The 22,376-nt window shown below is 70.9% G+C and carries 20 protein-coding genes; 14 read left to right on the forward strand and 6 right to left on the reverse strand.

The window, feature by feature from the left end; all coding sequences use genetic code 11:
- Positions 1 to 85: 85 nt before the first annotated feature.
- The 6 genes from ACOJVX_RS20570 to ACOJVX_RS20595 all read left to right on the forward strand — a co-directional run bounded on the left by ACOJVX_RS20570 (position 86) and on the right by ACOJVX_RS20595 (position 5,049).
- The gene (locus ACOJVX_RS20570) at positions 86 to 1,180 is read left to right on the forward strand and encodes a hypothetical protein (RefSeq protein WP_422647022.1); all 1,095 of its coding nucleotides are present in this window, start codon (positions 86 to 88) and stop codon (positions 1,178 to 1,180) included.
- Positions 1,149 to 2,621 (forward strand): B12-binding domain-containing radical SAM protein, encoded by a 1,473-nt coding sequence (locus ACOJVX_RS20575; RefSeq protein ID WP_016697087.1) that lies wholly within the window; start codon positions 1,149 to 1,151, stop codon positions 2,619 to 2,621. Before ACOJVX_RS20570 ends, ACOJVX_RS20575 begins: the two co-directional genes overlap by 32 nt.
- Complete coding sequence (gene tmk, locus ACOJVX_RS20580) at positions 2,618 to 3,274, forward strand: dTMP kinase (RefSeq protein ID WP_016697086.1); 657 nt, start codon at positions 2,618 to 2,620, stop codon at positions 3,272 to 3,274. The genes ACOJVX_RS20575 and tmk overlap by 4 nt, the downstream gene beginning before the upstream one ends.
- A gap of 79 nt (positions 3,275 to 3,353) precedes the next feature.
- Positions 3,354 to 3,821 (forward strand): NUDIX hydrolase, encoded by a 468-nt coding sequence (locus ACOJVX_RS20585; protein ID WP_016697085.1) that lies wholly within the window; start codon positions 3,354 to 3,356, stop codon positions 3,819 to 3,821.
- A gap of 221 nt (positions 3,822 to 4,042) precedes the next feature.
- Positions 4,043 to 4,465: a hypothetical protein gene (locus ACOJVX_RS20590; protein ID WP_418155309.1), complete on the forward strand. Its 423-nt coding sequence runs from the start codon at positions 4,043 to 4,045 to the stop codon at positions 4,463 to 4,465.
- Positions 4,466 to 4,497: 32 nt separating this feature from the next.
- On the forward strand, positions 4,498 to 5,049 hold the full coding sequence (locus ACOJVX_RS20595; RefSeq protein ID WP_422647023.1) for a DUF3558 domain-containing protein: 552 nt from the start codon (positions 4,498 to 4,500) through the stop codon (positions 5,047 to 5,049).
- A 242-nt stretch (positions 5,050 to 5,291) separates the two neighbouring features.
- Here the strand turns inward: ACOJVX_RS20595 and ACOJVX_RS20600 are convergent, their stop codons facing one another.
- The 4 genes from ACOJVX_RS20600 to ACOJVX_RS20615 all read right to left on the reverse strand — a co-directional run bounded on the left by ACOJVX_RS20600 (position 5,292) and on the right by ACOJVX_RS20615 (position 7,891).
- Entirely contained in the window at positions 5,292 to 5,495 is a 204-nt protein-coding gene (locus tag ACOJVX_RS20600) for a hypothetical protein (RefSeq protein WP_418155308.1), read from the reverse strand.
- Between the two features lie 91 nt (positions 5,496 to 5,586).
- Complete coding sequence (locus tag ACOJVX_RS20605; RefSeq protein ID WP_418155318.1) at positions 5,587 to 5,697, reverse strand: phosphotransferase; 111 nt, start codon at positions 5,695 to 5,697, stop codon at positions 5,587 to 5,589.
- A 321-nt stretch (positions 5,698 to 6,018) separates the two neighbouring features.
- Positions 6,019 to 6,810, reverse strand: a complete 792-nt coding sequence (surE, locus tag ACOJVX_RS20610) for a 5'/3'-nucleotidase SurE (protein ID WP_035293308.1) — start codon at positions 6,808 to 6,810, stop codon at positions 6,019 to 6,021.
- Between the two features lie 148 nt (positions 6,811 to 6,958).
- A complete protein-coding gene (locus ACOJVX_RS20615) occupies positions 6,959 to 7,891 on the reverse strand; it encodes a PfkB family carbohydrate kinase (RefSeq protein ID WP_422647024.1) in 933 nt (310 codons plus the stop codon).
- Positions 7,892 to 8,141: 250 nt separating this feature from the next.
- Here ACOJVX_RS20615 and ACOJVX_RS20620 point away from each other — a divergent pair, with 250 nt between their 5' ends.
- The 4 genes from ACOJVX_RS20620 (at position 8,142) to ACOJVX_RS20635 (ending at position 14,780) form a co-directional block, all read left to right on the forward strand.
- Positions 8,142 to 10,559, forward strand: coding sequence for a phosphoketolase family protein (locus ACOJVX_RS20620; RefSeq protein ID WP_155886287.1), 2,418 nt, complete (start codon positions 8,142 to 8,144; stop codon positions 10,557 to 10,559).
- On the forward strand, positions 10,556 to 11,686 hold the full coding sequence (locus ACOJVX_RS20625; protein WP_035274140.1) for an acetate kinase: 1,131 nt from the start codon (positions 10,556 to 10,558) through the stop codon (positions 11,684 to 11,686). Before ACOJVX_RS20620 ends, ACOJVX_RS20625 begins: the two co-directional genes overlap by 4 nt.
- Before the next feature lie 110 nt (positions 11,687 to 11,796).
- On the forward strand, positions 11,797 to 12,195 hold the full coding sequence (locus tag ACOJVX_RS20630) for a ChaB family protein (protein ID WP_026420780.1): 399 nt from the start codon (positions 11,797 to 11,799) through the stop codon (positions 12,193 to 12,195).
- Positions 12,196 to 12,419: 224 nt separating this feature from the next.
- A complete protein-coding gene (locus ACOJVX_RS20635) occupies positions 12,420 to 14,780 on the forward strand; it encodes an HAD-IC family P-type ATPase (RefSeq protein WP_422647025.1) in 2,361 nt (786 codons plus the stop codon).
- Between the two features lie 160 nt (positions 14,781 to 14,940).
- Here ACOJVX_RS20635 and tatC read toward each other — a convergent pair whose 3' ends face one another.
- Positions 14,941 to 15,915: a twin-arginine translocase subunit TatC gene (tatC, locus tag ACOJVX_RS20640; protein ID WP_081715770.1), complete on the reverse strand. Its 975-nt coding sequence runs from the start codon at positions 15,913 to 15,915 to the stop codon at positions 14,941 to 14,943.
- A gap of 51 nt (positions 15,916 to 15,966) precedes the next feature.
- Positions 15,967 to 16,290: a Sec-independent protein translocase subunit TatA gene (gene tatA, locus ACOJVX_RS20645; RefSeq protein WP_418155303.1), complete on the reverse strand. Its 324-nt coding sequence runs from the start codon at positions 16,288 to 16,290 to the stop codon at positions 15,967 to 15,969.
- A gap of 458 nt (positions 16,291 to 16,748) precedes the next feature.
- On the opposite strand from tatA, the gene ACOJVX_RS20650 reads away from it, so the two are divergent.
- The 4 genes from ACOJVX_RS20650 to ACOJVX_RS20665 all read left to right on the forward strand — a co-directional run bounded on the left by ACOJVX_RS20650 (position 16,749) and on the right by ACOJVX_RS20665 (position 22,205).
- A complete protein-coding gene (locus ACOJVX_RS20650) occupies positions 16,749 to 17,357 on the forward strand; it encodes a malonic semialdehyde reductase (RefSeq protein WP_026420784.1) in 609 nt (202 codons plus the stop codon).
- Between the two features lie 271 nt (positions 17,358 to 17,628).
- Positions 17,629 to 18,756 carry a 2-methylaconitate cis-trans isomerase PrpF family protein gene (locus tag ACOJVX_RS20655; protein ID WP_418155302.1) on the forward strand — a complete coding sequence of 376 codons (1,128 nt, stop codon included), beginning with the start codon at positions 17,629 to 17,631 and terminating at the stop codon, positions 18,754 to 18,756.
- Between the two features lie 164 nt (positions 18,757 to 18,920).
- Positions 18,921 to 20,048: a Bug family tripartite tricarboxylate transporter substrate binding protein gene (locus tag ACOJVX_RS20660; protein WP_422647026.1), complete on the forward strand. Its 1,128-nt coding sequence runs from the start codon at positions 18,921 to 18,923 to the stop codon at positions 20,046 to 20,048.
- Between the two features lie 60 nt (positions 20,049 to 20,108).
- The gene (locus tag ACOJVX_RS20665; RefSeq protein WP_026420787.1) at positions 20,109 to 22,205 is read left to right on the forward strand and encodes a tripartite tricarboxylate transporter permease; all 2,097 of its coding nucleotides are present in this window, start codon (positions 20,109 to 20,111) and stop codon (positions 22,203 to 22,205) included.
- The last annotated feature ends 171 nt before the right edge of the window (positions 22,206 to 22,376 follow it).

The following is a 22,376-nucleotide window of genomic DNA, read 5'->3' on the forward strand; positions in this document are numbered from 1 at the left end:
CGAACGCGGGGAGCCCCGCCAACTCCGCCGGGTCGGCAGGCGGCAACTCGAAAGGGCCTGACGCCGGCCATAGCCCGCTCTCTTCGTGGTGATGGGCGTACTTCAGGTTGACCTCAGCCACAAGGCATCGAGGGCCAGCCTTGCCAGCCTGGGATCTCACAGTAAGGTGCCCTTAGTGGTGACCCCGCTACGTCCAGTCACCGCCCTGGTTCAGGACCCGGACCGGCTGAAGCACCTGGCCGAGCGTCATCCCGTGCTGGTCTCGCTGACGGCCATGCCCGGCACAGTCCACTTGGAAGTGAAGCGTGATCGGCATGATGAGTGCGCACCCCGCGAGCGGAAGGACGACGCCGGAGTGATCGTTGACTCGGTGATGACCGACCACCCGTCCTGGCTCGCTAGCGGTACTGGCGCCTTCCGAGCTGTGCGCTGCGGAAACGCCGTCTGGGCGATGACCGTCGCCTCCGCCGAGGACGGTTGTCGCCAGCGCACCGCCGTCGATCGCGTGTCCGGTGATGGGGAGGCGCCAGTGGTCGACGTGGTTGATCCCGCGACTCTGACCGGGGCAGGCGACATCGTCGACAACCTGCGTGCCGCTGGACAAGTGGCGCGGTGGCGCAACCCGGATCTGTGGGACGCGTTGGCCACCTCGATCGTGCGGCAGGTTATCCGGGCGGGTCAGGCCCGCAAGCTCTACCGCGCCTTCGGCCAAGCCCACGGCGAGCCGGTAGTCACCTCGCACGGCCAGACGTGGCTGTTCCCTGATCCGGCGACGGTGCTCGAGCTGTCCGACGCCGAGTTCACGCGGCTGGGCATGGCGTTCAAAGCACGTCCCTTGCGCGCCGCCGCGGAAGCGTACCTGGAGTTCGGCGCCAAGTGGGCCGAACTCGAGCCGTCCACGCTGGTCGGCGAGGTGCAGAACGTACCGCGAATCGGTCCCTGGACCGCCGGCGCGACCGTAGCCGACCTCACCAACGACTACACCCTGTATCCCTTCGCCGACCTCGCCGTCCGCACCTGGGCGAAACGCCTCGCACCGCAGCGACTTTGGCCGGATACCGAGCCGGAGTTCGCGCGGGTGTGGGCGGAGGCGGCGGGGGGGCAGCTGTCCGCGCGGACCCTGCTCACTCTCGCCTGGGGAGTACGCCATGCCCGCACAACCGGAGTCGTCGCTCTCTAACCTGATCGCCGGTGCCGAGCACACCCGCCCGCTCGATGCCATCTTCGTCAACGCGCCCCTACGCGACTACACCCAACGGCCACGGGTCAACGACTTCACCCTGCCGGTCCTCGGCATGGGCTACCTCGCGACCTACGCCACGGCCCAGGGGTTCAACGTCGGTGTCCTGGATGCCGAAGCGCACGGCCAAGGCATCGCCGCAACCGTCGACCTGATCAACAGGCGGGGGCCTCGGTGGGTCGGGTTCAATCTGCTCGCTCCGACCTATGAGATCAGCGCTCGCATCGCCGCCCAACTCGATCCCTCGATCAAGGTCATGCTCGGCGGGCACCAAGCCAAGGCGATGCCCACCGAAATCCTGAACGACCCGCGTATGGCTGGGTGCGAAGCTCTGGTGCTGGGTGAGGGAGAGACCCGCGTGGCGGCCCTGTTGGCTGATCAGGGAGCCCGCGCCGACCTGCCCGGAGTGATGTGGCTGGACCCGATTCTGAAGTCTCCGGTTACCGGCGGGAAGCCCGGGACGGCGCACCACCTGGCGCCAGATATCAACGCTCTGCCCTTCATTGACCGCCGTTTCCTGGCCCAGGACCCACACCACGAGAACGGGCGGTGGGAAGCCAACATGGTCGGGGCACGAGGTTGCCCCTACGACTGTTCCTTCTGCGGCGCCGCTGTCTCAGCCAACCCGGACATCACCATCCGCACCCGTGACCCGTACAACATCCTCGCCGAGATGCACCAGCTCCGCGAGCAAGGCGTCACCGCGTTCCGCTTCGTCGACGACCTGTTCCTCGGCGCTCGGCGGGTCATCGAGCGGACGATGAACGCCTTCGCAGCCGACAGGGTCGGCGACTGGGCGGTGTGGGACGCTACCGGCCGCATCAACGTACTGGACCGCGCCAGTGACACCACCCTGGACAGGTTGGCACGTAACGGGTTACGCGAAGTCGCACTCGGGATCGAATCCGGAAGTCAACGGATCCTGGAGCTGATCGACAAACGCATCGATCCCGGTATGACCCAGCGTGTCGTGCGGAGGCTGACCGAACGCGGGATCAGTGTCAAGGGCTACTTCATCCTCGGATTCCCCACTGAGACGGTGGCCGAGATCGACTCCACCGTACGTCTGGTCCACGAACTCTGGAACCTCACCGAAGCGCTACCCGGACGATTCCGGGCCTCAGCTTTCGAGTATCGGCCCTATCCGGGGACCCCGGATTGGCACCGGCTCCTCGCGACCGGTCGCTACAGCACGGCCCAACTGCTCGATTACAGCGCCGTCGACCTCACCGGTGCCGGCCTGGACGAATCCATGCGAGAGCGCGACGAATTCAACTTCTCCGTCAACCTGCCCTTGGCCGAGGCACCGATCGACTACGTCCGCACGCGACTGGTCGCGCTCTCCCGCGAGCAGTACACCCGCAAGGCCACCGCCGCATGACCGCCACCGACTCGGTCACCGGGCATCGCGGGGTGTTCGTCACCCTCGACGGGATGGGTGGCGCTGGCAAGTCCACCACCACCCGGCATCTGAATGAGCACCTCGCCGCACAGGGGTACACGGTGCATGTCACCACCGAGCCCTCTCATGCCGAGTTGGGCGCAATCGCTCGTCACGGCACCGACACCTACAGCCGGCACGCCCTGGCCTGTCTGGTGGCCGCCGACCGCTACCACCACCTGGCCACCGAGATCCGCCCCAATCTGGCGGCTGGACGCATCGTCCTCTGCGACCGCTACGTCGCCTCCTCCTTCGTGTTGCAACGCATGGACCGTGTGCCCATCGAGTTCGTCGAAGCGCTCAATGCCGCCGCCGACATCCCGGACCTAGCGGTCATCCTGATTGCCGACGCGACCGTCACCGCTGGCCGGATCGAGAGGCGAGGCTCGCACAGCCGCTTCGAGAGCGGCCTGGCCACCAGCCGCGCCGAAGCCGAGCTCTACCAGGACACGAGCCGGCGCCTGGGTGCAGGCCGCTGGCCGCTGCTGACGGTGGACACCACCCGCACCCCCATCGCTCACGTCACAAGCCTGATCGCCAAGCGAATCGCCCACCTGGCGGGCCTCCCGCACGCCGATCCGGCCACCCCCTAAGCTCCGTTTGGTCCAGACCACGGGGGAGCCCTGCACTTGAGCGCTGCCCCCTACTGACCGCGCCGCAAGGGACTTGATGATGGCCGACCGTCACCTGATCGACGTCCACCTGCTCCTCGTGCGCGACGACCAGCTCCTGCTCAGTCGGCGGCGCGACACCAACCCGAGCTTCGACGGGCTGTGGCACCTGCCCTCAGGGAAACTCGACGCGCGTGAGTCCGTCCTGGACGCCGCAGCCCGGGAAGCCCACGAGGAGGTGGGGGTCCTCATCGATCCGAACGATCTGTGGCACGTGCACACCCTGCACGTCAACGGCTCCGGCCCCGACTCCCGCCTCGGGCTGTTCTTCGAGACCCGCCGGTGGGTTGGTGAACCCACCAACCGCGAACCCGACAAGTGCTCCGCGGTGTCCTGGTTCCCGCTCGACGCTCTTCCCGAGAAGATCATCGCCTACCCGGCGGCGGGTATCCACGCCTACCGCGCCGGCACCTCGTTCAGTGTCCACGGCTGGGCTGCGCGGCCCGTCCCCGCCAGTACGGCCGGCTGAGACAGCGTCCGCGACGCCCAGCTCGTCCCTCGCGCGCTCGGGGGTGGACGTCCCCGGTGCCGGCACGTCCACCGGGCCAACGTGCGCCGGCATGGACCGGGCGGGCCAGCCCAGGCTTCGCGCTGATCACGCAATGCGACCAAACGGCTCCAGGGACAATGCCACACTGCTAGTTTGATCTTTCATTGAGGCGACGCGAGCCGCAGTGGTGGGAGGCCCACGTGCACGTTGAGTCAAGCGGTGAGGATCAGGCGGGGTACGCCGCCGCGACGGCGAAGATGACGGGAAGCATCCACCGATTTCGGGCGGCGGCCGCTGCTGGCACAGTGACGGTGGACGCCGACAGCGCGGAACGCATGGCCTCGAAGCTGGAAGCCATGGCCGAACGCGCGACTGATCGTCTGGACAAGTTCGGGATTCTTGAGCAGGGTGCCCGACTGGGGTCGAGCCCGGTGGCCCTGGAGATGGCGGAGCAGACCAGGTTGTCGGCCTCGGGCACGCCGACCTCGGCCAAGGAGAACCTCCTCCTCTACATCGACGCCCTACGAGAACTCGCGGCGGCCGTCCGGGCGAGCGCCAGAACCACGGCCGGGATCGACTCCGCCACTGCGGCCCAGCTCGAACAGGCAGGAGAGCAGTTGTGATGACGTCCGTGTCCGGCCGGCGGTGGGCGGCAATGCCTACTGCGTTGGTTCTCGTTGGAGCGATCGCCGGGTGCACGACCGCGGAAGCCGGGAGGTCACTTCCGGTGGAGGACCCAACAGCTGTCGACACGTCCTCAGCGCATCCAGACGCCAGTGATACCCCTGAGTACACGGTCAGCGAGAAGTTGACGGCGATGCATCCCTGCGACGTGCTGTCCGACGAGCAGTTGGACGATCTCGGGTTCGATCCCGCGACCGCGAACTTCGACGGCGCGGGTATTTACAACCTCTGCCAGTACCGTTCGAAGCCTGGCAACGAGGCTGGGTTGATCCTCAACCTTGATACCTACGACGGTGTGGACACGTTGGATCTCACCAACTTTCAGCCGGAGGAGACGCAGGTGGGATCGCTGCGCGCCCTGCGCATCACGGATTCCCGCGACGCCGAGTTCTGCCAGTTCGCTATGGACCTGGACGGGCAGGCGAACGTCTCGATCATGATTCACCGTGGTGGGTCAACGGAGGAGGCATGCGCGACGGCCGAGCGGGTGGCGACGGCGGTGGAACCGTTGCTGCCCAGGTAGTGCTGCGGTGGCCTGGCCATCGTGTCTTCTGAAGAGGCTGGGTGACCAACTTGGGTATCGCCTCCACGTGGACTGAATCGCAGGCGACCCCCCGTCAGACCCAACCGCACCAGGCGACCGTGGTTCCTCCTATCCAGGAGCTTGCCCACTCGGCCCGGGCGGGTCACGGCCGACGGCGCACTCTTGGACGTGCTGGACATCATGGTGCGGCTGTGCGGGTTGAGAAAGTCGCCCGGGCCATGTCAGGGTGTCAACGAGCTGGGCAGCGCGTTCGGTGCGGGCCAGGTTCCCGTCACCAGGCGCCGCACCCGGTGCAGCGAGTGGCCTGGTGGCAGGTCCACCAGCTGTGGCCTGATCGCGTAGGCCAGCGAGTAGAGCCGCATCCGATCAGGCGCGGCCGGGATGTGGAAAGGCTCCGGGTAGTCCGCCTCGAGCAGGCGCAGCACGGTGGGTACGTGTCCTCCCGTTGAGCACGTCGCTGTCAGCGTTCTCGCAGAGCCGTTGGAGGTCCAACAGCGGTGGCCCGAAGCGGACCCACTAGAAGTCGAGCAGCGTGACCTCATCCGCCTCTGACCACAGCAGGTTGGACAGGTGCAGGTCACCGTGGACGAGGTTGTGGGGGTCGGGGGCGCCGACCGGCTGCGCCAGCCACCGCGGTTCCTCGAGGGCGGCACCCGCTCACCCACCCCGGGGGCTGCCGGCGCGCTCCCCGGCCACGCACCAGCCGACCACCGCAGCTCCCCGCTGCCCTGAACACACCCTTCCCCGGTGCCGGCGGTGACCACCACATCACAACGGTGGAAGCGGATTCAGGGTGTGGCACCGAGCGCGGTGGTGACCAGGCCGCCAGGACGAGAGGTGCCGGTAATGCCGTCCCCCAGCCGGCGGCACGCACACACGGGGCCGAGCCGGAAGCGCCACGCCAGCAATCGGGCCAGGATCAGCGGGAACGCATGGAACGAACGGGGTTCAGCGCGCGGGCAGGGCGATGCTGGCCGGCAGGCCCACCTCCCCGGACTCCGTGATGCCGCGCAGCGCGGTGATGGTGGCCCGGCCGGCGGCGAGGTGCGCGGCGTCCGTCCCGGGCGCGAAGTCGGGTTCCCCGACCATGGTGGTCATCCGCAGGTCGCTGTCGCCGGCGCGTTCCACCCGTGTCTGCACGGCGCCGAAGTGGCCGAGGCGGGCTCGGTGCAGTGTGTCGCAGGGACCGACGTCGTTGGGCACGTTCAGGTTGAACACCGTGCCGGCGGCGCACTCGGCGAGGAGGTGCCGGAGCGCGATGGGCACCACGTCGGCGGCCGTCTCCCAGTGCGGCTCGTCGACACCGGCCGACTCGTCCTCCACGCTGGAGTCGAGCGAGACGGCGATACCGCTGACCCCACCGAGACCGGCGGTCAGGGCGGCGCCGACCGTTCCCGAGTGCAGGACGGCCCGCCCGACGTTCGGTCCCCGGTTGATGCCGGAGAGCACGAGCTCGGGCGGATCGCCGAACGCCCCCTGGAGGGCGCTGAAGACGATGAACGCCGGTTGGGCTCCGACGGAGTACGCGGGCACACCGGGGAGGTCGGGGAGGTCGACGCGTTCCGAGGAGACCGCCCCGTCGCGCACGTGCGCGGTCAGGGCGGCGCTGCTGCCGCTGGCGTCGTGGGCCGGGGCCGCGACGGTGACCTCCGCGCCCTCCCGGACCGCCACCGCGGCCAACGCGTGCAACCCCGGAGAGTCAATTCCGTCGTCGTTGGTGACCAGTACCCGCACCCTCATCACCGTCCCGCTCCGCGCCTATGGCTGCTTCCGTCCGCCACGCCCGACGGCGCGCACCGTCCGGACCCGGCCTTTCCGCTCCGGTTCGTACCGCTGTCCGCCCGCTCCGCAGTCCGGCGGGCGGCGACCTCATCAGCACCCGGGAGTCTCAGGTCACGGCCTCCTCGACAGGGCGAATCCTGACCAGGTCCGACACCGCCAGGATCGCCTCGTCGCTCCCGGTGCCCAGCCCCCTGCGGGTCACGTTCACCGCTCCGGCGGCGGCACCGAGGGCGATGGCGTCCATCACCGAGCCTCCCCTGGCGATCCCGGCAGCCAGGCCCGCCGTCATCGAGTCGCCCGCGCCCCGGGGGTCGGCGGCATCCAGCTCGGGCACCGCGACCTCGTACCAGCTCTGGCCGACCCGCGCGAGCGAGGGATGGCCGACCCGCGACACGAGCACCGTGTCCGCGCCAGCCCGGCGGAGGCCTTCCATGCCGCGTCGGATGTCGCCGAGTTCGAGGCTGGTGGCGCGGCCGTCGGCGACGAGTTCCTGATCGCTGATCTTGAGCAGGTCGACGCCGCCCTCCAGGCTGGCGTCGAGCCGGGGGCCGGCCAGGTCCACCAGCACCTGGCAGCCGGTGGCCGAGAGGTTCGCGGCCAGCCTGCGGTAGACGTGGGTGGGCAGGACGTGCTCACCCGCCGGGCCGGAGAGGATCGCCACCCGGCTGCGCAGCCCCTCGGTGAACGCCGACTCGTACAACCGGTCGACCTCGTGCCGTCCGAGGGCGTCGCAGGGTGACTCCACGATCTCCACCCGTCCACCGCCCCGGCGGTCGTGCACGTATCCCCCGTTCTGGCTGGAGATCCGTTCCCCGGTGAGTTCGATTCCCTCGCCGCTGATCAGGCTGGCCAGTACCTGGCCGATCTCCCCGCCCAGCCCGGCCACCAGCCGGACCGGCACGTCGAGGGAGCGGAGCATTCTGGCCTGCCAGACACCCTGCCCACCCGGGTGGAGGTGGATGTCCGGTCGGCCGCCCCGGTCCTCGATGGTCACCGTCAACTGCGGCGACGGCGCGAAGATCATCACGGCGTCGCTCATGGTGTCGACCTACCCCGGGCCGGCGGCGCGGAAACCGCCCAGCTCGACACGAAGCCGACCCGAGCGGGTGGGGCTCCGCTGGCCCCGACCCCCCTTGCCACGTCCCGTGCGGTGCCGCGCCGAACGAGGGCCGCCACTACTCCGTTCGCACCCGGATGCGGGGTCCGGCACATAGCCGGGACCGAGCGGGGAAACCCGAACGGGTGTCGACGACGACCAGGCCTGGCCAGACCGGGAGGAGACCGCGACGATGACGGCCACCACCCACGCGGTGCCCACGACCCGCACCCCCGACGACGCCGCGCTGCCCGACAGCGCGACCCTGCGGCGGTACCGCCGCACCGCCGACTACCTCGCCGCCGCGATGATCTACCTGCGGGGCAACCACCTGCTGCGGGAACCGCTCCGGCGGGAACACCTGAAACCGAGGCTGCTCGGCCACTGGGGGACCTGCCCCGGGATCACCTACCTCTACAGCGGCCTGAACCGGCTGGTCCGGCGCACCGGGCAACGGACCCTGCTCGTGACCGGCCCTGGCCACGGCGCGCCGGCGGTCCACGCGAACCTCTGGTTGGAGGGCACCCACCAGGACCACGATCCGGCGCTGTCCCGGGACGGGCGCGGGCTGGCCAGGCTCGTGGACGGGTTCTCCTGGCCGGGTGGCTTCCCCAGCCACCTCTCCCCCGAGGTCCCCGGGGTGATCCACGAGGGCGGCGAACTCGGCTACGCGTTGTCCACCGCGTTCGGCGCCGCCATGGACAACCCGGACCTGCTGGTGGCCTGCCTGGTCGGCGACGGTGAGGCCGAGACAGGGCCGACGGCGGCCTCCTGGCACGGATCGAAGTACCTGGACCCGGTCACCGGGGGCGTCGTGCTGCCCGTCCTGCACCGCAACGGCTACAAGATCTCCTCGCCCACCGTGTTCGGGACGATGGACGACGAGGAGGTCATCGCCTACCTCGCCGGCGCCGGCTGGTCCCCGTTGTTGGTGGACGTCGAGAGCACCGACGACCCGGACGCCCTGCTGTCGGCCACCCTCGACCGCGCCCACGAGGAGATCACCGCCGTCCAGACGAGCTACCGACAGGGCTCGGCGACCCCGTCCCGACCGGTGTGGCCGATGATCGTCCTCCGCAGCCCCAAGGGTTGGGGCGCGCCGGAGCACGACGTGGACGGCACGCCGCTGGCGGGGACCTTCCACGCCCACCAGGTCCCGTTGGACGACGTCCACGACGATCCGGCGCAGCTGCGGCTGCTGGAACGTTGGCTGCGTTCCTACCGCCCGGAGGAGCTGTTCGACGAGGCCGGCCGCCCCCGCTCCGACGTCGTCTCGGTGCCGCCGAGCGGGGAGCTGCGCCTGGGCAGCGTCCCCGAGGCCAACGGGGGCCGGCTGCTCCGGCCGCTCCCGCTGCCCCCGGTCGAGGAGCACGCCGTCGACGTCCCCGAGCCGGGTGGGGCCACCGTCGGCGCCACCCCGGTGCTCGGTTCCTGGCTGGCGGACCTGGTGCGCCGCACCGAGGCGAGCAGGGACTTCCGCGTCGTCTGCCCGGACGAACTGGTCTCCAACAAGCTCGGGGCGATCCTGGACGTCACCGACCGGGCCTACACCTGGCCGGTCGACGAGTACGCCGAACACCTGGGCCGGGGCGGGCGGGTGCTGGAGGTCCTCTCCGAACACCTGTGCCAGGGCTGGTTGGAGGGGTACCTGCTCACCGGCCGGCACGGGCTCTTCCCCTGCTACGAGGCGTTCGCCTCGATCGTGGACAGCATGGTCAACCAGTACGCCAAGTTCCTCAAGATGTCGGCGGAGGTGCCGTGGCGGGAACCGGTGGCGAGCCTGAACTACCTGTTGACCAGCGAGGGGTGGCGCCAGGAGCACAACGGCTACAGCCACCAGGGGCCGGGCTTCATCAACAACCTGCTCACCAAGAAGGCCTCGGTCAGCCGGGTCCACCTCCCACCCGACGCCAACACCCTGCTGGTCACCATGCGGCGGTGCCTGGAGACGCGTGACCGGATCAACCTGGTCGTGGCCGGCAAGCAGCCCGGTCCGCAGTGGTTGGACCTCCCGGCAGCCGAACGGCACTGCCGGGCGGGGGCCGGCGTGTGGGAGTGGGCCTGCCACGACGGGAACGGCGCGGCGAACCCGGCCGAGCCGGACGTGGTGCTGGCGTGCGCCGGGAACATCCCCACGACCGAGGTCCTGGCGGCCGCGTGGCTGCTGCGCCGCCAGGCCCCGGACCTGCGGGTTCGGGTGGTCAACGTCGTCGACCTGCTCTCGCTGTCACCGCGTGACCGGCATCCGCACGGGATGTCGGACACCGACTTCACGCGCTGCTTCGGCACGGACGTGCCTGTCGTGTTCGGCTTCCACGGCTACCCCTCCGCCGTGCATGACGTGCTGCACGGGCGCGGGGTCAGCGACAGGGTGCACGTCCACGGCTACCTGGAGGAGGGTACGACCACGACCCCCTTCGACCTGCTCGTCAGCAACCGGATGAGCCGCTACGACCTGGCCGCCGACGCGGTGACCAGGGCGACCGGCTGGTCCTCGGCGGGCGGGGAGCTCGCCGAGTCCCTCGCCGGTGACCGGGACCGGCTGCGCCGGTACGCCTATCGGGAGGGAGCCGACGCGCCGGAGTTCACCGAGTGGCGGTGGTCGGCGTGACGAGGGTGCTGACGGTGAACGCCGGTTCGTCCAGCCTCCAGCTGCACCTCGTGGAGCTCCCGGAACCGCGCGTGGTGGACTCGGCGGCGGTGGAACGCCCGCCGGGCAGCGCCGAGGCGGAGCGGGAGCTGGACGACTTCCTCTCCCGCACCGACCCGTCGGGGGTCGCCGGGGTCGGACACCGCCTGGTGCACGGTGGTCGGGAGGTGCGGGCGCCCACGCTGGTCGACCGCTCCTCGGTGGCGTCGGTGCGGGCCGCGGCCGGGCTGGCGCCGTCCCACGTGCCGGCCGCGATGCGCCTGGTGGACACCCTGCTGAGCAGGCTGCCCGACCACCCGCACGTGTGGTGCCCCGACACCGCGTTCCACGCCGAGCTGCCCGAGGTCGCGACCACCTACCCGCTGCCAGCCGAGTGGACCCGGCGGTACGGGTTGCGGCGGTACGGGTTCCACGGGCTGTCCTACGGCTGGGCGCTGCGGCGGGCGACCGCCCTGCTCGGTGACCTCGGCCGGCCCGCCGACCAGCTGCTGCTCACCCACCTCGGTGGTGGGTGTTCGGTGAGCGCGGTCCGGGACGGGCGGAGCGTGGACACCTCGATGGGGATGACACCCCTGGAGGGAATGCCGATGACCACCCGGTCCGGCAGCGTCGACCCGGGGTTGCTGCTCTGGCTCACCAGCCGGGACGGCGCCGGGTTGTCATGGGAGGACCTCGACGAGGCGCTGCGCCGGCGTTCGGGCCTGCTGGGCCTCTCGGACGGGCTGTCGGCGGACACCCGGGACCTGGTGCGCGCCGCGGGGGCGGGTGACGCCACCGCGGCGCTGGCGTTGGACGTGTTCGCCCGTGGGGTGAGCCGGGAGCTGGCGGCCGCCGCCACCAGCCTGGATCGGGTGGACGCCCTCGTGTTCACCGGGGAGATCGGCTGGGACCAGCCCGAGGTGCGCGCGGCGGTGTGCCGGCGGCTGAACGTGCTGGGTGTGGAGGAGCCGGTGGTCGGCGACCGCGCCGAGGACGGGCTCGTCTCGGCGGGGGACGCCTCGGTGCCGGTCCTCGTGGTCGAACCGCGCGAGGAGCTGGGGATCGCGGTCGACACGGCCGGGGTCGTCGACGGTCTGTCCTCCCGGTGAGTGATCTCGGACGTTTCGGTGCTCGCCGCCCGGGTACGCCCGGCGGAGAAGCGGTCGTCCTCGGGCGACGACCGGGAACGGTCCGACCGACCAGATGGAGGTGAGAGACCATGCCTGGCTGGGACAGCCTCCCGGACACGCTGCGCCGCTCCCCCAAGAAGGCGCAGCGCACGTGGGTGAAGGCGCACGACTCGGCCATCGACAGCTACGGCGAGGGCCGGCGGGCCCACCAGGTCGCCTACGCCGCGCTGAAGCACTCCTACGAGAAGGTCGGCGACCACTGGGAGGCCAAACCGGAACGGGGGCCCTCGGATTCGCGGGCCCGGCGGGGCGCGAGCAGCTCGGGCGGGCGGTCCCGGTCGGGCGTCGACGCCAACGCCACCAAGGAACACCTGTACGAGGTGGCGAGGGAACTGGACCTGCCGGGCAGGTCGAAGATGAGCAAGAGCGAGCTGGTGCGCGCCATCGAGCGGACCAACGCCCGGGAGACGGCCCGCGCGCGACGCTGAGCGCGGGCCCACCGGGCCGGACGCATCACTCGTTCGGGACGGGGATGTCGGCCTCGTCGACCTCGCCGGTCCGGCAGAATGCGGCACCGGAGGTCCTCCCGGGCCGAGCCAGACCTGTGACAGCCCCGCATCCCGACCCGTGCCGGTAGCTCCGACGGCACTTCCCTGCGCCCAGCTCCCCCACGGGACCCGGAGGCGGCGGCTCCGGCGCGTGCGGGGTGTGGATGAGTGACGAGTCCGGCAGCGCGACCGTCGATCCCCAGCGGGGGCTGACCGAGGAGCAGGTGGCGACCCGGGTCGCCGAGGGCCGCACGAACGACGTGCCCGCCCGCGCCAGCCGCACCGTCTCCGAGATCGTCCGCGCGAACGTCCTCACCCGGTTCAACGCCATCATCGGGGTGCTCTTCGCCATCATCCTGGTGATCGGACCCATCCAGGACGGCCTGTTCGGTTTCGTCATCGTGGTCAACACCGCGATCGGCATCGTGCAGGAGCTGCGGGCGAAGCGGACCCTCGAACGGCTGGCGATCATCGGGGAGGCCCGACCGAGGGTGGTGCGGGACGGCCGGGCCCGCGAGGTGCCGCCCGCCCGGGTGGTGCTGGACGACGTCGTCGAACTCGGTGCGGGTGACCAGGTGGTCGTGGACGGCGTGGTGACCACGGCCTCCGGTCTGGAGATCGACGAATCGCTGCTCACCGGGGAGGCCGACCCGGTGGTCAAGGAGCCCGGCGACAGGGTCCTCTCCGGAAGCTTCGTCGCCGCCGGCAGCGGCCGCTACCAGGCGACGAGGGTGGGGCGGGAGGCCTACGCGGCCAGGCTGGCCGAAGAGGCGAGCCGGTTCACCCTGGTGCACTCGGAGCTCCGGTCGGGCATCGACCGCATCCTCCGGTTCATCACCTACCTGTTGGTCCCGGCGGGCGCTCTCATCATCTACAGCCAGTTCACCCTCGCCGACGAGGCGCTCCCCGACGCGGTGCGGGGCATGGTCGCGGCCTTGGTGCCCATGGTTCCGGAGGGGCTCGTCCTGCTGACCAGCATCGCGTTCGCGCTGGGCGTGATCCGCCTGGGCCGGCGGCACTGCCTGGTGCGGGAGCTGCCGGCGATCGAGGGTCTGGCCAGGGTCGACGTGGTGTGCGCCGACAAGACCGGCACCCTCACCGAGAACGGGATGCGGCTCGCCGACCTCCGGCCCGTCGGCGTCGGTGGGGAGGTCGACCCCGGGCTGGTGCTGGCCGCCCTCGCCGCCACCGACCCGAGGCCCAACGCCAGCCTGCTGGCCCTGCGGGAGGCGTTCCCCGAACCACCGGGGTGGGGGGTGGCGGCGACGGTGCCGTTCTCCTCGGCCCGCAAGTGGAGCGGGGCCCGGTTCACCGAGGCCGGGGACTGGGTGCTCGGCGCTCCCGACGTCCTGCTGCCAGGCACGGATCCGCTGCTCGCCGAGGTCGGTGAGGCCGCCAGCCAGGGGTTGCGGGTGTTGCTGCTGGGGCGGCCCGCCGGCGCGGTGGACGATCCGGCCGGCCCGGGTGTGGTGGAGCCGGCGGCCCTGGTGGTGCTCGAACAGCGGATACGGTCGGACGCGCGGGACACCCTGCGGTACTTCGCGGAGCAGGGCGTCACCGTCAAGATCATCTCTGGGGACAACGCCACGTCGGTGGGAGCGGTGGCCGCCCGACTGGACCTGCCGAACGCGGACCGCCCCCTGGACGCCCGGGGGCTGCCGACCGATCCCCGCGAACTGGCCGAGGCCGTGGACGGGCACTCCGTCTTCGGCAGGGTGACGCCGGCCCAGAAGCAGGACATGGTCGTCGCTCTCCGGTCCCGGGGGCACACGGTCGCGATGACCGGGGACGGTGTCAACGACGTGCTCGCCCTCAAGGACGCCGACATCGGGGTCGCGATGGGCTCGGGCAGTCCGGCGAGCCGGTCCGTGGCGCGGATCGTGCTGCTGGACAACCGGTTCGCCACCCTGCCGCACGTGGTCGCCGAGGGGCGCCGGGTCATCGGCAACATCGAACGGGTCGCCAACCTCTTCCTGACGAAGACGGTCTACTCGGTGCTGTTGGCGATCATGGTCGGGATCGCGCAGGTGCCCTTCCCGTTCCTGCCGAGGCACCTCACGCTGATCGGCGCGCTCACCATCGGCGTGCCGGCGTTCTTCCTGGCCCTGGCCCCGAACGCGGAGCGGGCACGTCCCGGTTTCGTCAACCGGGTGATGCGGCTCGCCCTGCCGGCCGGGGTGATCGCGGCGACGGCGACCTTCGTGACCTACTGGTGGGTCAGCGGTCGGGCCGACGGTTCCGCCGAGCAGCACGGGACGGCGACCCTGGTCACCCTCTACGTGGTGGCGACCTGGGTGTTGGTCATCATCGCGCGCCCCTACACGTGGTGGAAGGTCGTCCTGGTGGCCGGCATGGTCGGGCTGTTCCTGCTCGTGCTGGCGTTCCCGTCCTCCCGGGCGTTCTTCGCGCTCGACCCGGGCGGGGTGGGCGCGGTGCTCACGGCGCTGGCCGTCGCGGGGGTCGCGGTGGTCCTCGTCGAAGTCGCGTGGTCGCTCGACGGGTGGTTGCGTTCCCGCCCCTCCTGAGACGGGGACACCACCCGCCCACCGGAGTGGGTGTGCCCAGGGGTTGGGTGCGGCACGACCTGCCCTGGCTGACGTGGCCCCTCACCCCGCCGCTCCGGCCGGCCCCGGCGGCTCCACCAGCGCCCCGGGCCGACGGCGACGGGTCCCGCTCCACGGGGGATCAGGTCACGTCGTCGTAGTCCCGCCGGATCTCCTTGCTGTCCGTGGCCTGCTCGGGACCACTCGGCGTCAGGTCGAGCCGGGAGGGCTCGTCGAGGTCGCCGCCCGCGAGACCGGCCGCCGCCAGCTTCTTGGCCTTGCGCCTGTCGTGCAGCCAGGCGATCTGACTGGCCGCGCCGAACAGCAGGCACAGCGCGATCGCGAGCACCACCATCGACACCGGGTCCTGACCGGGGGTGACCAGCGCGGCGAAGCAGAACAGCGAGAAGGTGATGCCCCGCCACCAGCTCTTGATCTTGGCGAAGGGGAGCACCCCGGCGAAGTTGAGCATCACCACGAGCAGGGGGAGCTCGAAGCTGATGCCGAAGATCATCAGGAGCAGCAGGACGAAACTGATGTACTCCCCACCCGTCAGCGACGTGAAGAACTGGTCGCCGCCGAAGGAGGTCATGAAGCGCAGCCCCTGCGGGGCGACGTTGTAGGCGAGGACCGCGCCCACGGCGAAGAGCACCGACGCGAAGCCGACGAACAGCCCGGCGAACTTGCGCTCCCTGGCGTAGAGGCCCGGGGTGATGAAGGCCCAGATCTGGTACAGCCAGATCGGGGAGCCCAGGACCAGCCCGGCGGCGAAGGCCACCTTCAGCTGGAGCATGAAGACCTCGAAGGGGGCCGTCTGCATCAGCTGGCACTGGCCGTCGTTGGGCTCGAAGCGGATCTCGGTGGGCAGGGCGCAGTAGGGGGCGGTGAGCAGCTCACCCAGCGAGGGCAGCACCCACACCGAGTTGGTGAACCACAGGAAGCCGAGCACGGTGGTCACCACGAGCGCGGCGAAGGCGACCGTGAGCCGGTACCGCAGCTCGTACAGGTGCTCCATCAACGGCATCGTGCCGTCGGGGTTGGCACGCCGTCCCCACCTGCGACCGATCCCGCGACGCCGGAACCTGCTCAGCGTCTTGACCAGGCGCAGTGCCTTCAATCCTCGAACCACGACCGGGGGCCCCGCCGTTTCCGTGAACGCCGGCCGTGATCAGCGGCGGCTGTCGTCAGTGCTCTGCTGCTCGGCCTGTACCGGTTGCGCGTTGGTGACGGGCTGCGCGACGACCGGCTGACCTGGCGTGATCTGCTGCTGCGGAGCGGGCTGCGGAGCGGGCTGCGCCGCCGGCTGCTGCTGCGCCGCCTGGTCCTGGGACTCGGCCGCCTCGTCGTCCTTCTTGAAGCCCTTGGTCTCGGCGCGCAGGATGCGCGCCGACTGGCCGAGCGACCTGGCCATCTGCGGCAGCTTCGAGGCGCCGAAGAGCAGCACCAGAACGCCCACGATGATCAGGAGCTGCCATCCTCCGATTCCACCCACGGTGGACCTCCTCTCTCACTACCGGCCGATGTTACGCAGCCAGACCCCGATTTCACGAGACCCACGGGACACCTTAGGCCCCCATGCGCCATTCCGAACGGGCACGCCCCGGGCAGCCACCCCAGTGACGGTCAGCGGAGAAGCGCGGGACATCCCGCGTTCACGCACCCGACGTGGCGACCGCGTCACCCTCCGCCGACGTCCGGCCGGGAAAGCAGCCACCCATCCGCCCGTGCGGGGAGGAAACGCACTCATCGGGTGCGCACCCGGACCGAGGGCGACGACGCGAAGAGCACGGAGGTGGGGCGCGCGGCCCCGAACGGCTGTTCCCCGCGCCGCGAGGAGACCTGAGCCACACCCTGAAATACTTGAACGCTCTACTTCGTTGCGGATCGCGGTGGCTCCGCCCCCGCCAACCCCGATCCAGATCCCGATCCGATCTCCAGGAGCATTGCCCGATGACCAGCACGACGACCCCGCACATCACGATCTCCCCTGAGAGCCAGGAACAACTGTTCCGCGAGGCCAGGACCGCGAACACCTTCACTGACGAGCCGGTCACCGACGAGCAGGTGCGAGCGATCTACGACCTGGTGAAGTGGGCGCCGACGTCCATGAACCAGCAACCGCTGCGCGCGACGCTCGTGCGGTCGCCCGAGGCCAGGGAGCGCCTGGTCGGGCACATGGCCGACGGCAACAAGGAGAAGACCGGCAACGCCCCGCTGGCCGTCATCCTGACCGCCGACACCGACTTCCACGAGCACCTGCCGAGCCAGTTCCCGCCCGTGCCGAACGCGAAGGACTTCTTCGCCGAGGCGACCGGCCGGGAGAGCTCCGCTCGCCTGAACGCGACCCTCCAGGTCGGCTACTTCATCCTCGGCGTGCGCGCGGCCGGACTGGCCGCCGGCCCCATGACCGGCTTCGACGCGGCCGGCATCGAGGCGGACTTCTTCCCCGAGGGCAACCAGCGGGTGCTCGCGGTGGTCAACGTCGGCCGACCCGGCCCCGACGCCTGGTACCCGCGTCTGCCGCGACTGGAGTACGACCAGGTGGTCAGCTCCGTCTGAGGCGGGGCTTCCGCCCCCGCTCCCCGGGCGACATCCGGCGGCGACACCAAGGGCGGCACAACTTCACGCACGACTCGCGCACGATGTCCGGAACGGCCGGTTCGATCCATTGATCGGACCGGCCGTTGTCGTGTATTGAGAGGGAAACACCTGGTCACCCGGGCCGTCGCCGCTTCCCGCGCATTTTTCCGCGCGCAGCCTTTACACCCATCCGGACTACATGCAAGATGTATGCAATCTGCGTTCATCGGGGTACGGGGGTGAGGAAGCTGTGCTCGTCAACAGCGTGATCATGCGGGGCGGCACCAGCAGGGGCCTGTTCTTCCACGAGCGGGACCTCCCCCGGGAGCCCGCCGCCCGCGACGAGGTGATCCTCCGCGCGATGGGCAGCCCCGACCCCCACGGACGGCAGATCGACGGGCTCGGCGGTGCCACCTCCAGCACCAGCAAGGTCGCCGTCATCAGCCCAGGCACCCGGGGCGCGGACGTCGACTACGAGTTCTGCCAGGTCTCGATCGACGCCGCCGTGGTCGACCGGGGCGGGAACTGCGGGAACCTCTCCGCCGCCGTGGGCCCCTTCGCCGTGGACGAGGGGCTCGTCACCCCCGGGGCGGGCACCACCCGGGTCCGCATCCACAACACCAACACCGGCAAGATCATCGTGGCCACCGTCCCCACCAGGGACGGCCGCTTCGATCCCACCGGCGACTTCGCGATCCCCGGGATCCCCGGCACCGGATCCCGCATCCAGCTCGACTACCTGGACCCCGGGGGTTCCCGCACCGGTTCCCTCCTGCCCACCGGCAGCCCCCAGGAGACCCTGGACGTGCCCGGGCTCGGGGAGATCCCGGTGACGCTGATCGACGCGGCCAACCCCTTCGTCCTGGTCCGCTGGCGCGACCTCGGGCTCACCGGCCGGGAGACCCCCGACGAGCTGGACACCGACGTCGACCTGCTGGCCAGGCTGGAGCACGCCCGCACGGCCGGGGCCGTGCGCATGGGGCTCGCCGCCAGCCGGGAGGAGGCCGGCGCCACGCTCAGGGCCGTCCCGAAGCTGGCACTCGTCGGCCCGCCGACCACCTACCAGGCCACCGACGGCACCACCGTCGACGCGGCGGCCACCAGCCTCCGGGTCGCGGCGCTGTCCATGGGCCAGGTGCACCGCGCGCTCCCGGTGACCGCCGGCATCTGCCTCGCGGTCGCCGCCGGCGTCGACGGCACGGTCGTCGCCGAACAACCGCGGCCCGACGACGGCGGGTCGGAACGAGTCATCGGCCACCCCTCCGGAACCCTCGCCGTCGCCGCCGAACCACACCTGACCGCGAACGGCTGGACCGTCGACCGCGTCAGCGTCTTCCGCACCGCCCGCCGACTCATGGCCGGCCAGGTGCACGTCTAGCGCCTTCCGCTCCGACCCCGCCCGACCGGCGGCGCGTCGAACACCTCCCCGCACCGGCACGGCCGGTGTTCCCGGCTCGTCCCGGAACACCGGCGGCGTCGGCGACCCCGCACACCCACCGCCCTTCGCCACACCCACCCGTTCTCATGGAGGTCGAAGACGCAATGACGCGGCTCTTCCGACGCCGGGGCACCGCCCTGGCCGTCCTCACCACGGCCGCCCTGCTCGGCGCGGCCTGCGCGACACCCAACCCCCACGGGACGATGGCCGACGCCCACGAGGGCGACCCGCTCCCGTCCCGGGTCCGGGTCCTGATCCCCTACGCCGAAGGCGGCGGGACCGACGTCTGGGGGCGCTTCATCGGCAACCACCTCGGCGGGCACATCGAGACCGGCACGAGGTTCGTACCCGAGAACGTCCCCGGTGGCGAGAGCATCATCGGCTCCAACCGGTACGCGCGCAGCGCCGGCAACGACGGCTCCGAGGTCCTGGTGTCCTCCGGCACCACCTACTTCCAGTACCTGCTGGGGCGCCCGGAGGTCGAGTTCGACTTCGGCGAGATGCGCCCCCTCGTGATCAACGGCTCCGGCGGCGTCATCTACGGCTCGGTCGAGGGCGGGGTGACGTCCGTGGACGACCTCTTCTCCCCCTCGACGCCGCTCCAGTACGGCGGCATCAGCATCACCGGCCTCGACCTCAGCGCCGTCCTCGCCTTCGAGGTGTTGGGGCTCGACGTCACCTCCACCTTCGGGTTCGAGGGGCGGGGGCCGGCGCGGCTGGCCATCGAGCGCGGCGAGCTCAACGTCGACTACCAGACGACGTCCGGCTTCCTCACCCAGGTGCAACCGCTCATCGACGAGGGCCGGGCGGTCCCCCTGATGTCGCTGGGACAGCTCGACGACGCCGGCGAGGTCATCCGCGACCCGAACGTACCCGACCTGCCGGCCGTCCCCGAGGTGTACGAGGAGCACTACGGCGAACCGCCCTCCGGTCCCGGCTGGGACGCCTACAAGACCTTCCTCGCGGCCGGCTTCTCGTACCAGAAGGGGCTGTGGGTCCGCGAGGACACCCCGGACTCCGTCGTCCAGCCGGTCTTCGACGCGGTGCGCGAACTCCAGCGGGACGAGGCCTTCCTCGAACAGGGTCGCGAGGTCCTCGGCGGCTACCCCCTCTACGCCGGCGACGAGGTGGAGGAGTCGGTGCGCGCCGCGCTGCGCCTCGACGACTCCGTGCGCGAGTACGTCCTCGACCTGCTCGCCGAGAACTACGGCACGGTCATCGCCGGCTCCTGACCGGTCTCCCTCCCGAACCCGACACCGTCTCCACGGAACACACAGACAGGCGGTTCCACCATGCTCGACGCAGCGGCCTCCGCGCTGGGGGGCTTCCTCGATCCGCAGATGATCCTCATGCTGATCTCCGGCGTCCTCGCCGGTCTGGTCATGGGCATCATCCCGGGGCTCGGGGGCACCGGGGCGGTCGCCATCCTGTTGCCGTTCGTGTTCGTCCTCGAACCGCAGCAGGCCCTCGCCCTCATCATCGGCGCGACCGCCGTGATCCACACCTCGGACACGATCACCGCCGTGCTGATCGGGGTCCCCGGTTCGGCCTCGGCGACCGTGACGACCCTCGACGGTCACGCGATGGCCAAACAGGGGCAGGCGGCCCGGGCGCTGTCGATCGCCTTCATCTCCTCGATGGTCGGCGGTCTCGTCGGTGCGATCGGCCTGACCCTGGCCATCCCGCTGGCCCGCCCGCTGGTGCTGATGTTCGGCTCACCGGAGCTGTTCATGCTCACCGTGCTCGGCATCAGCCTCGCCGCCCTGCTCTCCAGGGGCAACGTCGCCAAGGGCCTGCTGGCCGGCGCCTTCGGACTGCTGATCGGCCAGATCGGCGCCGCCCCCGCGGCGGCCGAGTACCGCTTCACCTTCGGCTCGTTGTTCCTGACCGAGGGGCTCGACCTGGTCGCGGTCGCCCTGGGCACCTTCGGCATCGCCGAGATCATCGCGCTCATCGCCAGGAAGACCAGCGTCGCCTCCAAGACGGGGATCGGCGGCGGCTGGGGTCGCGGGTTCCGCGACGTCCTGACCCACTGGGGGCAGGTGCTGCGCGGAGCGCTCGTCGGCGTCTGGGCCGGCGTGCTCCCCGGCATCGGGGCGACCGCCGGCAGCTGGATCGCCTACGGCCAGGCCATCGCCACCTCGAAGGACAAGCGGAGGTTCGGCAAGGGCGACCCGCGTGGCATCGCCGCGCCGGAGGGCGCGAACACCTCGATCGCCGCCGGTGACCTGATCCCCACCCTCCTCTTCGGGATCCCGGGGAGCGCCGCCGCCGCCCTGCTGCTGGGAGCGCTGCTGGTCTTCGGCATCGAACCGGGACCACGGCTGATCACCCAGGACCTGGACCTCGTCTACACCATCATCTGGTCCTTCGCCCTGGCCGCCGTGCTCGGCGCGGCGCTGTGCTTCCTGCTCGCGGCACCGCTGGCCCGGCTGAGCTTCATCCGCTTCCCCGTCCTGGCCGGCGGCCTGGTCGTCATCATGTTCGTCGCCGCCTTCCAGGCCTCGCAGGAGTTCGGCGTCATGCAGGTGATGCTGCTGCTCGGCGTGTTCGGCTGGCTGATGAAGATGTGCGACTACCCGAGGGCGCCCTTCCTCATCGGATTCGTCCTGAGCATCCCGCTGGAGCGGTACTACTTCCTCACGGAGAGCCTCTACGAGCCGACCGAGTGGCTCACCAGGCCGGGCGTCGTGGTCATGATCGCCATCCTGCTGGCTCCGCTGCTCTTCAAGCTCGTCAAGGCGCTGCTGCGCGCCCGGCGGCAGCGGAACGCGGCCCCCGCCTCGGTCGGCGCCGGCGCCACCTCCGAGGGCACGTCCCCGGGCGCCGCGGGCTCGGGAACCGACACCGACGACCAGGGCGAGCGCTCGAACGACGCCACCACCGGAGGCGACGGTGCGGCCGCCGAACCGGTCATCAGCGAACCCGGACCGACGTTCACCGGCACCTACTGGCCGATGTCCCTCGCCGGGGTCTTCCTCGTGGTCTTCGGCGGGGCCTGGGTGATGAGCCAGGGCTTCGGCGAGGACGCCAGGCTGGTTCCCCAGCTGGTCGCCGGCATCGGGGTCCTGCTGACCCTCATCGTCGGCGTCCAGGAGTACCGGCGGTGGCGGGAGGAACGCGGGCGCGACTCGGAGTGGCGCACCGAGGTGAAGTGGACCGCGCACGCCCTCGGCTGGCTGTGCCTGTTCCTCGCCATCACCTGGGTGATCGGTGCGGTGCTCGCGGCCGCCGTGTTCGTGCCCCTGTTCCTGTGGAGGGTCGCGTCGATGCGGCCCGTCCCGATCGCGATCTACACGTCGGTGGTGGTCGCCGCGCTCGTCCTGCTCCAGGTCCTCGCGGACATCAGCATGCCGATGGGCTGGTTCACCCCGGCCTTCCTGGCCTGACACCGTCCTGGGCGGCGGGTCGGTACGCGCCGGCCCGCCGCCTCGGCGTCTCCGCCGTGGACCACTCGGGAGGCGGGGAGGCCAGCCCACGACAGCGAAGGGGGACGACGTGCTCACGCTCCCGGCGCGCGCACGCGGCGGACCGGGGCACGAGGCGACGCGGGGCCCTCG

The sequence above is a fragment of the Actinoalloteichus caeruleus genome (genome assembly GCF_049311605.1).
Classification (GTDB): Bacteria; Actinomycetota; Actinomycetes; order Mycobacteriales; family Pseudonocardiaceae; genus Actinoalloteichus_B; species Actinoalloteichus_B caeruleus.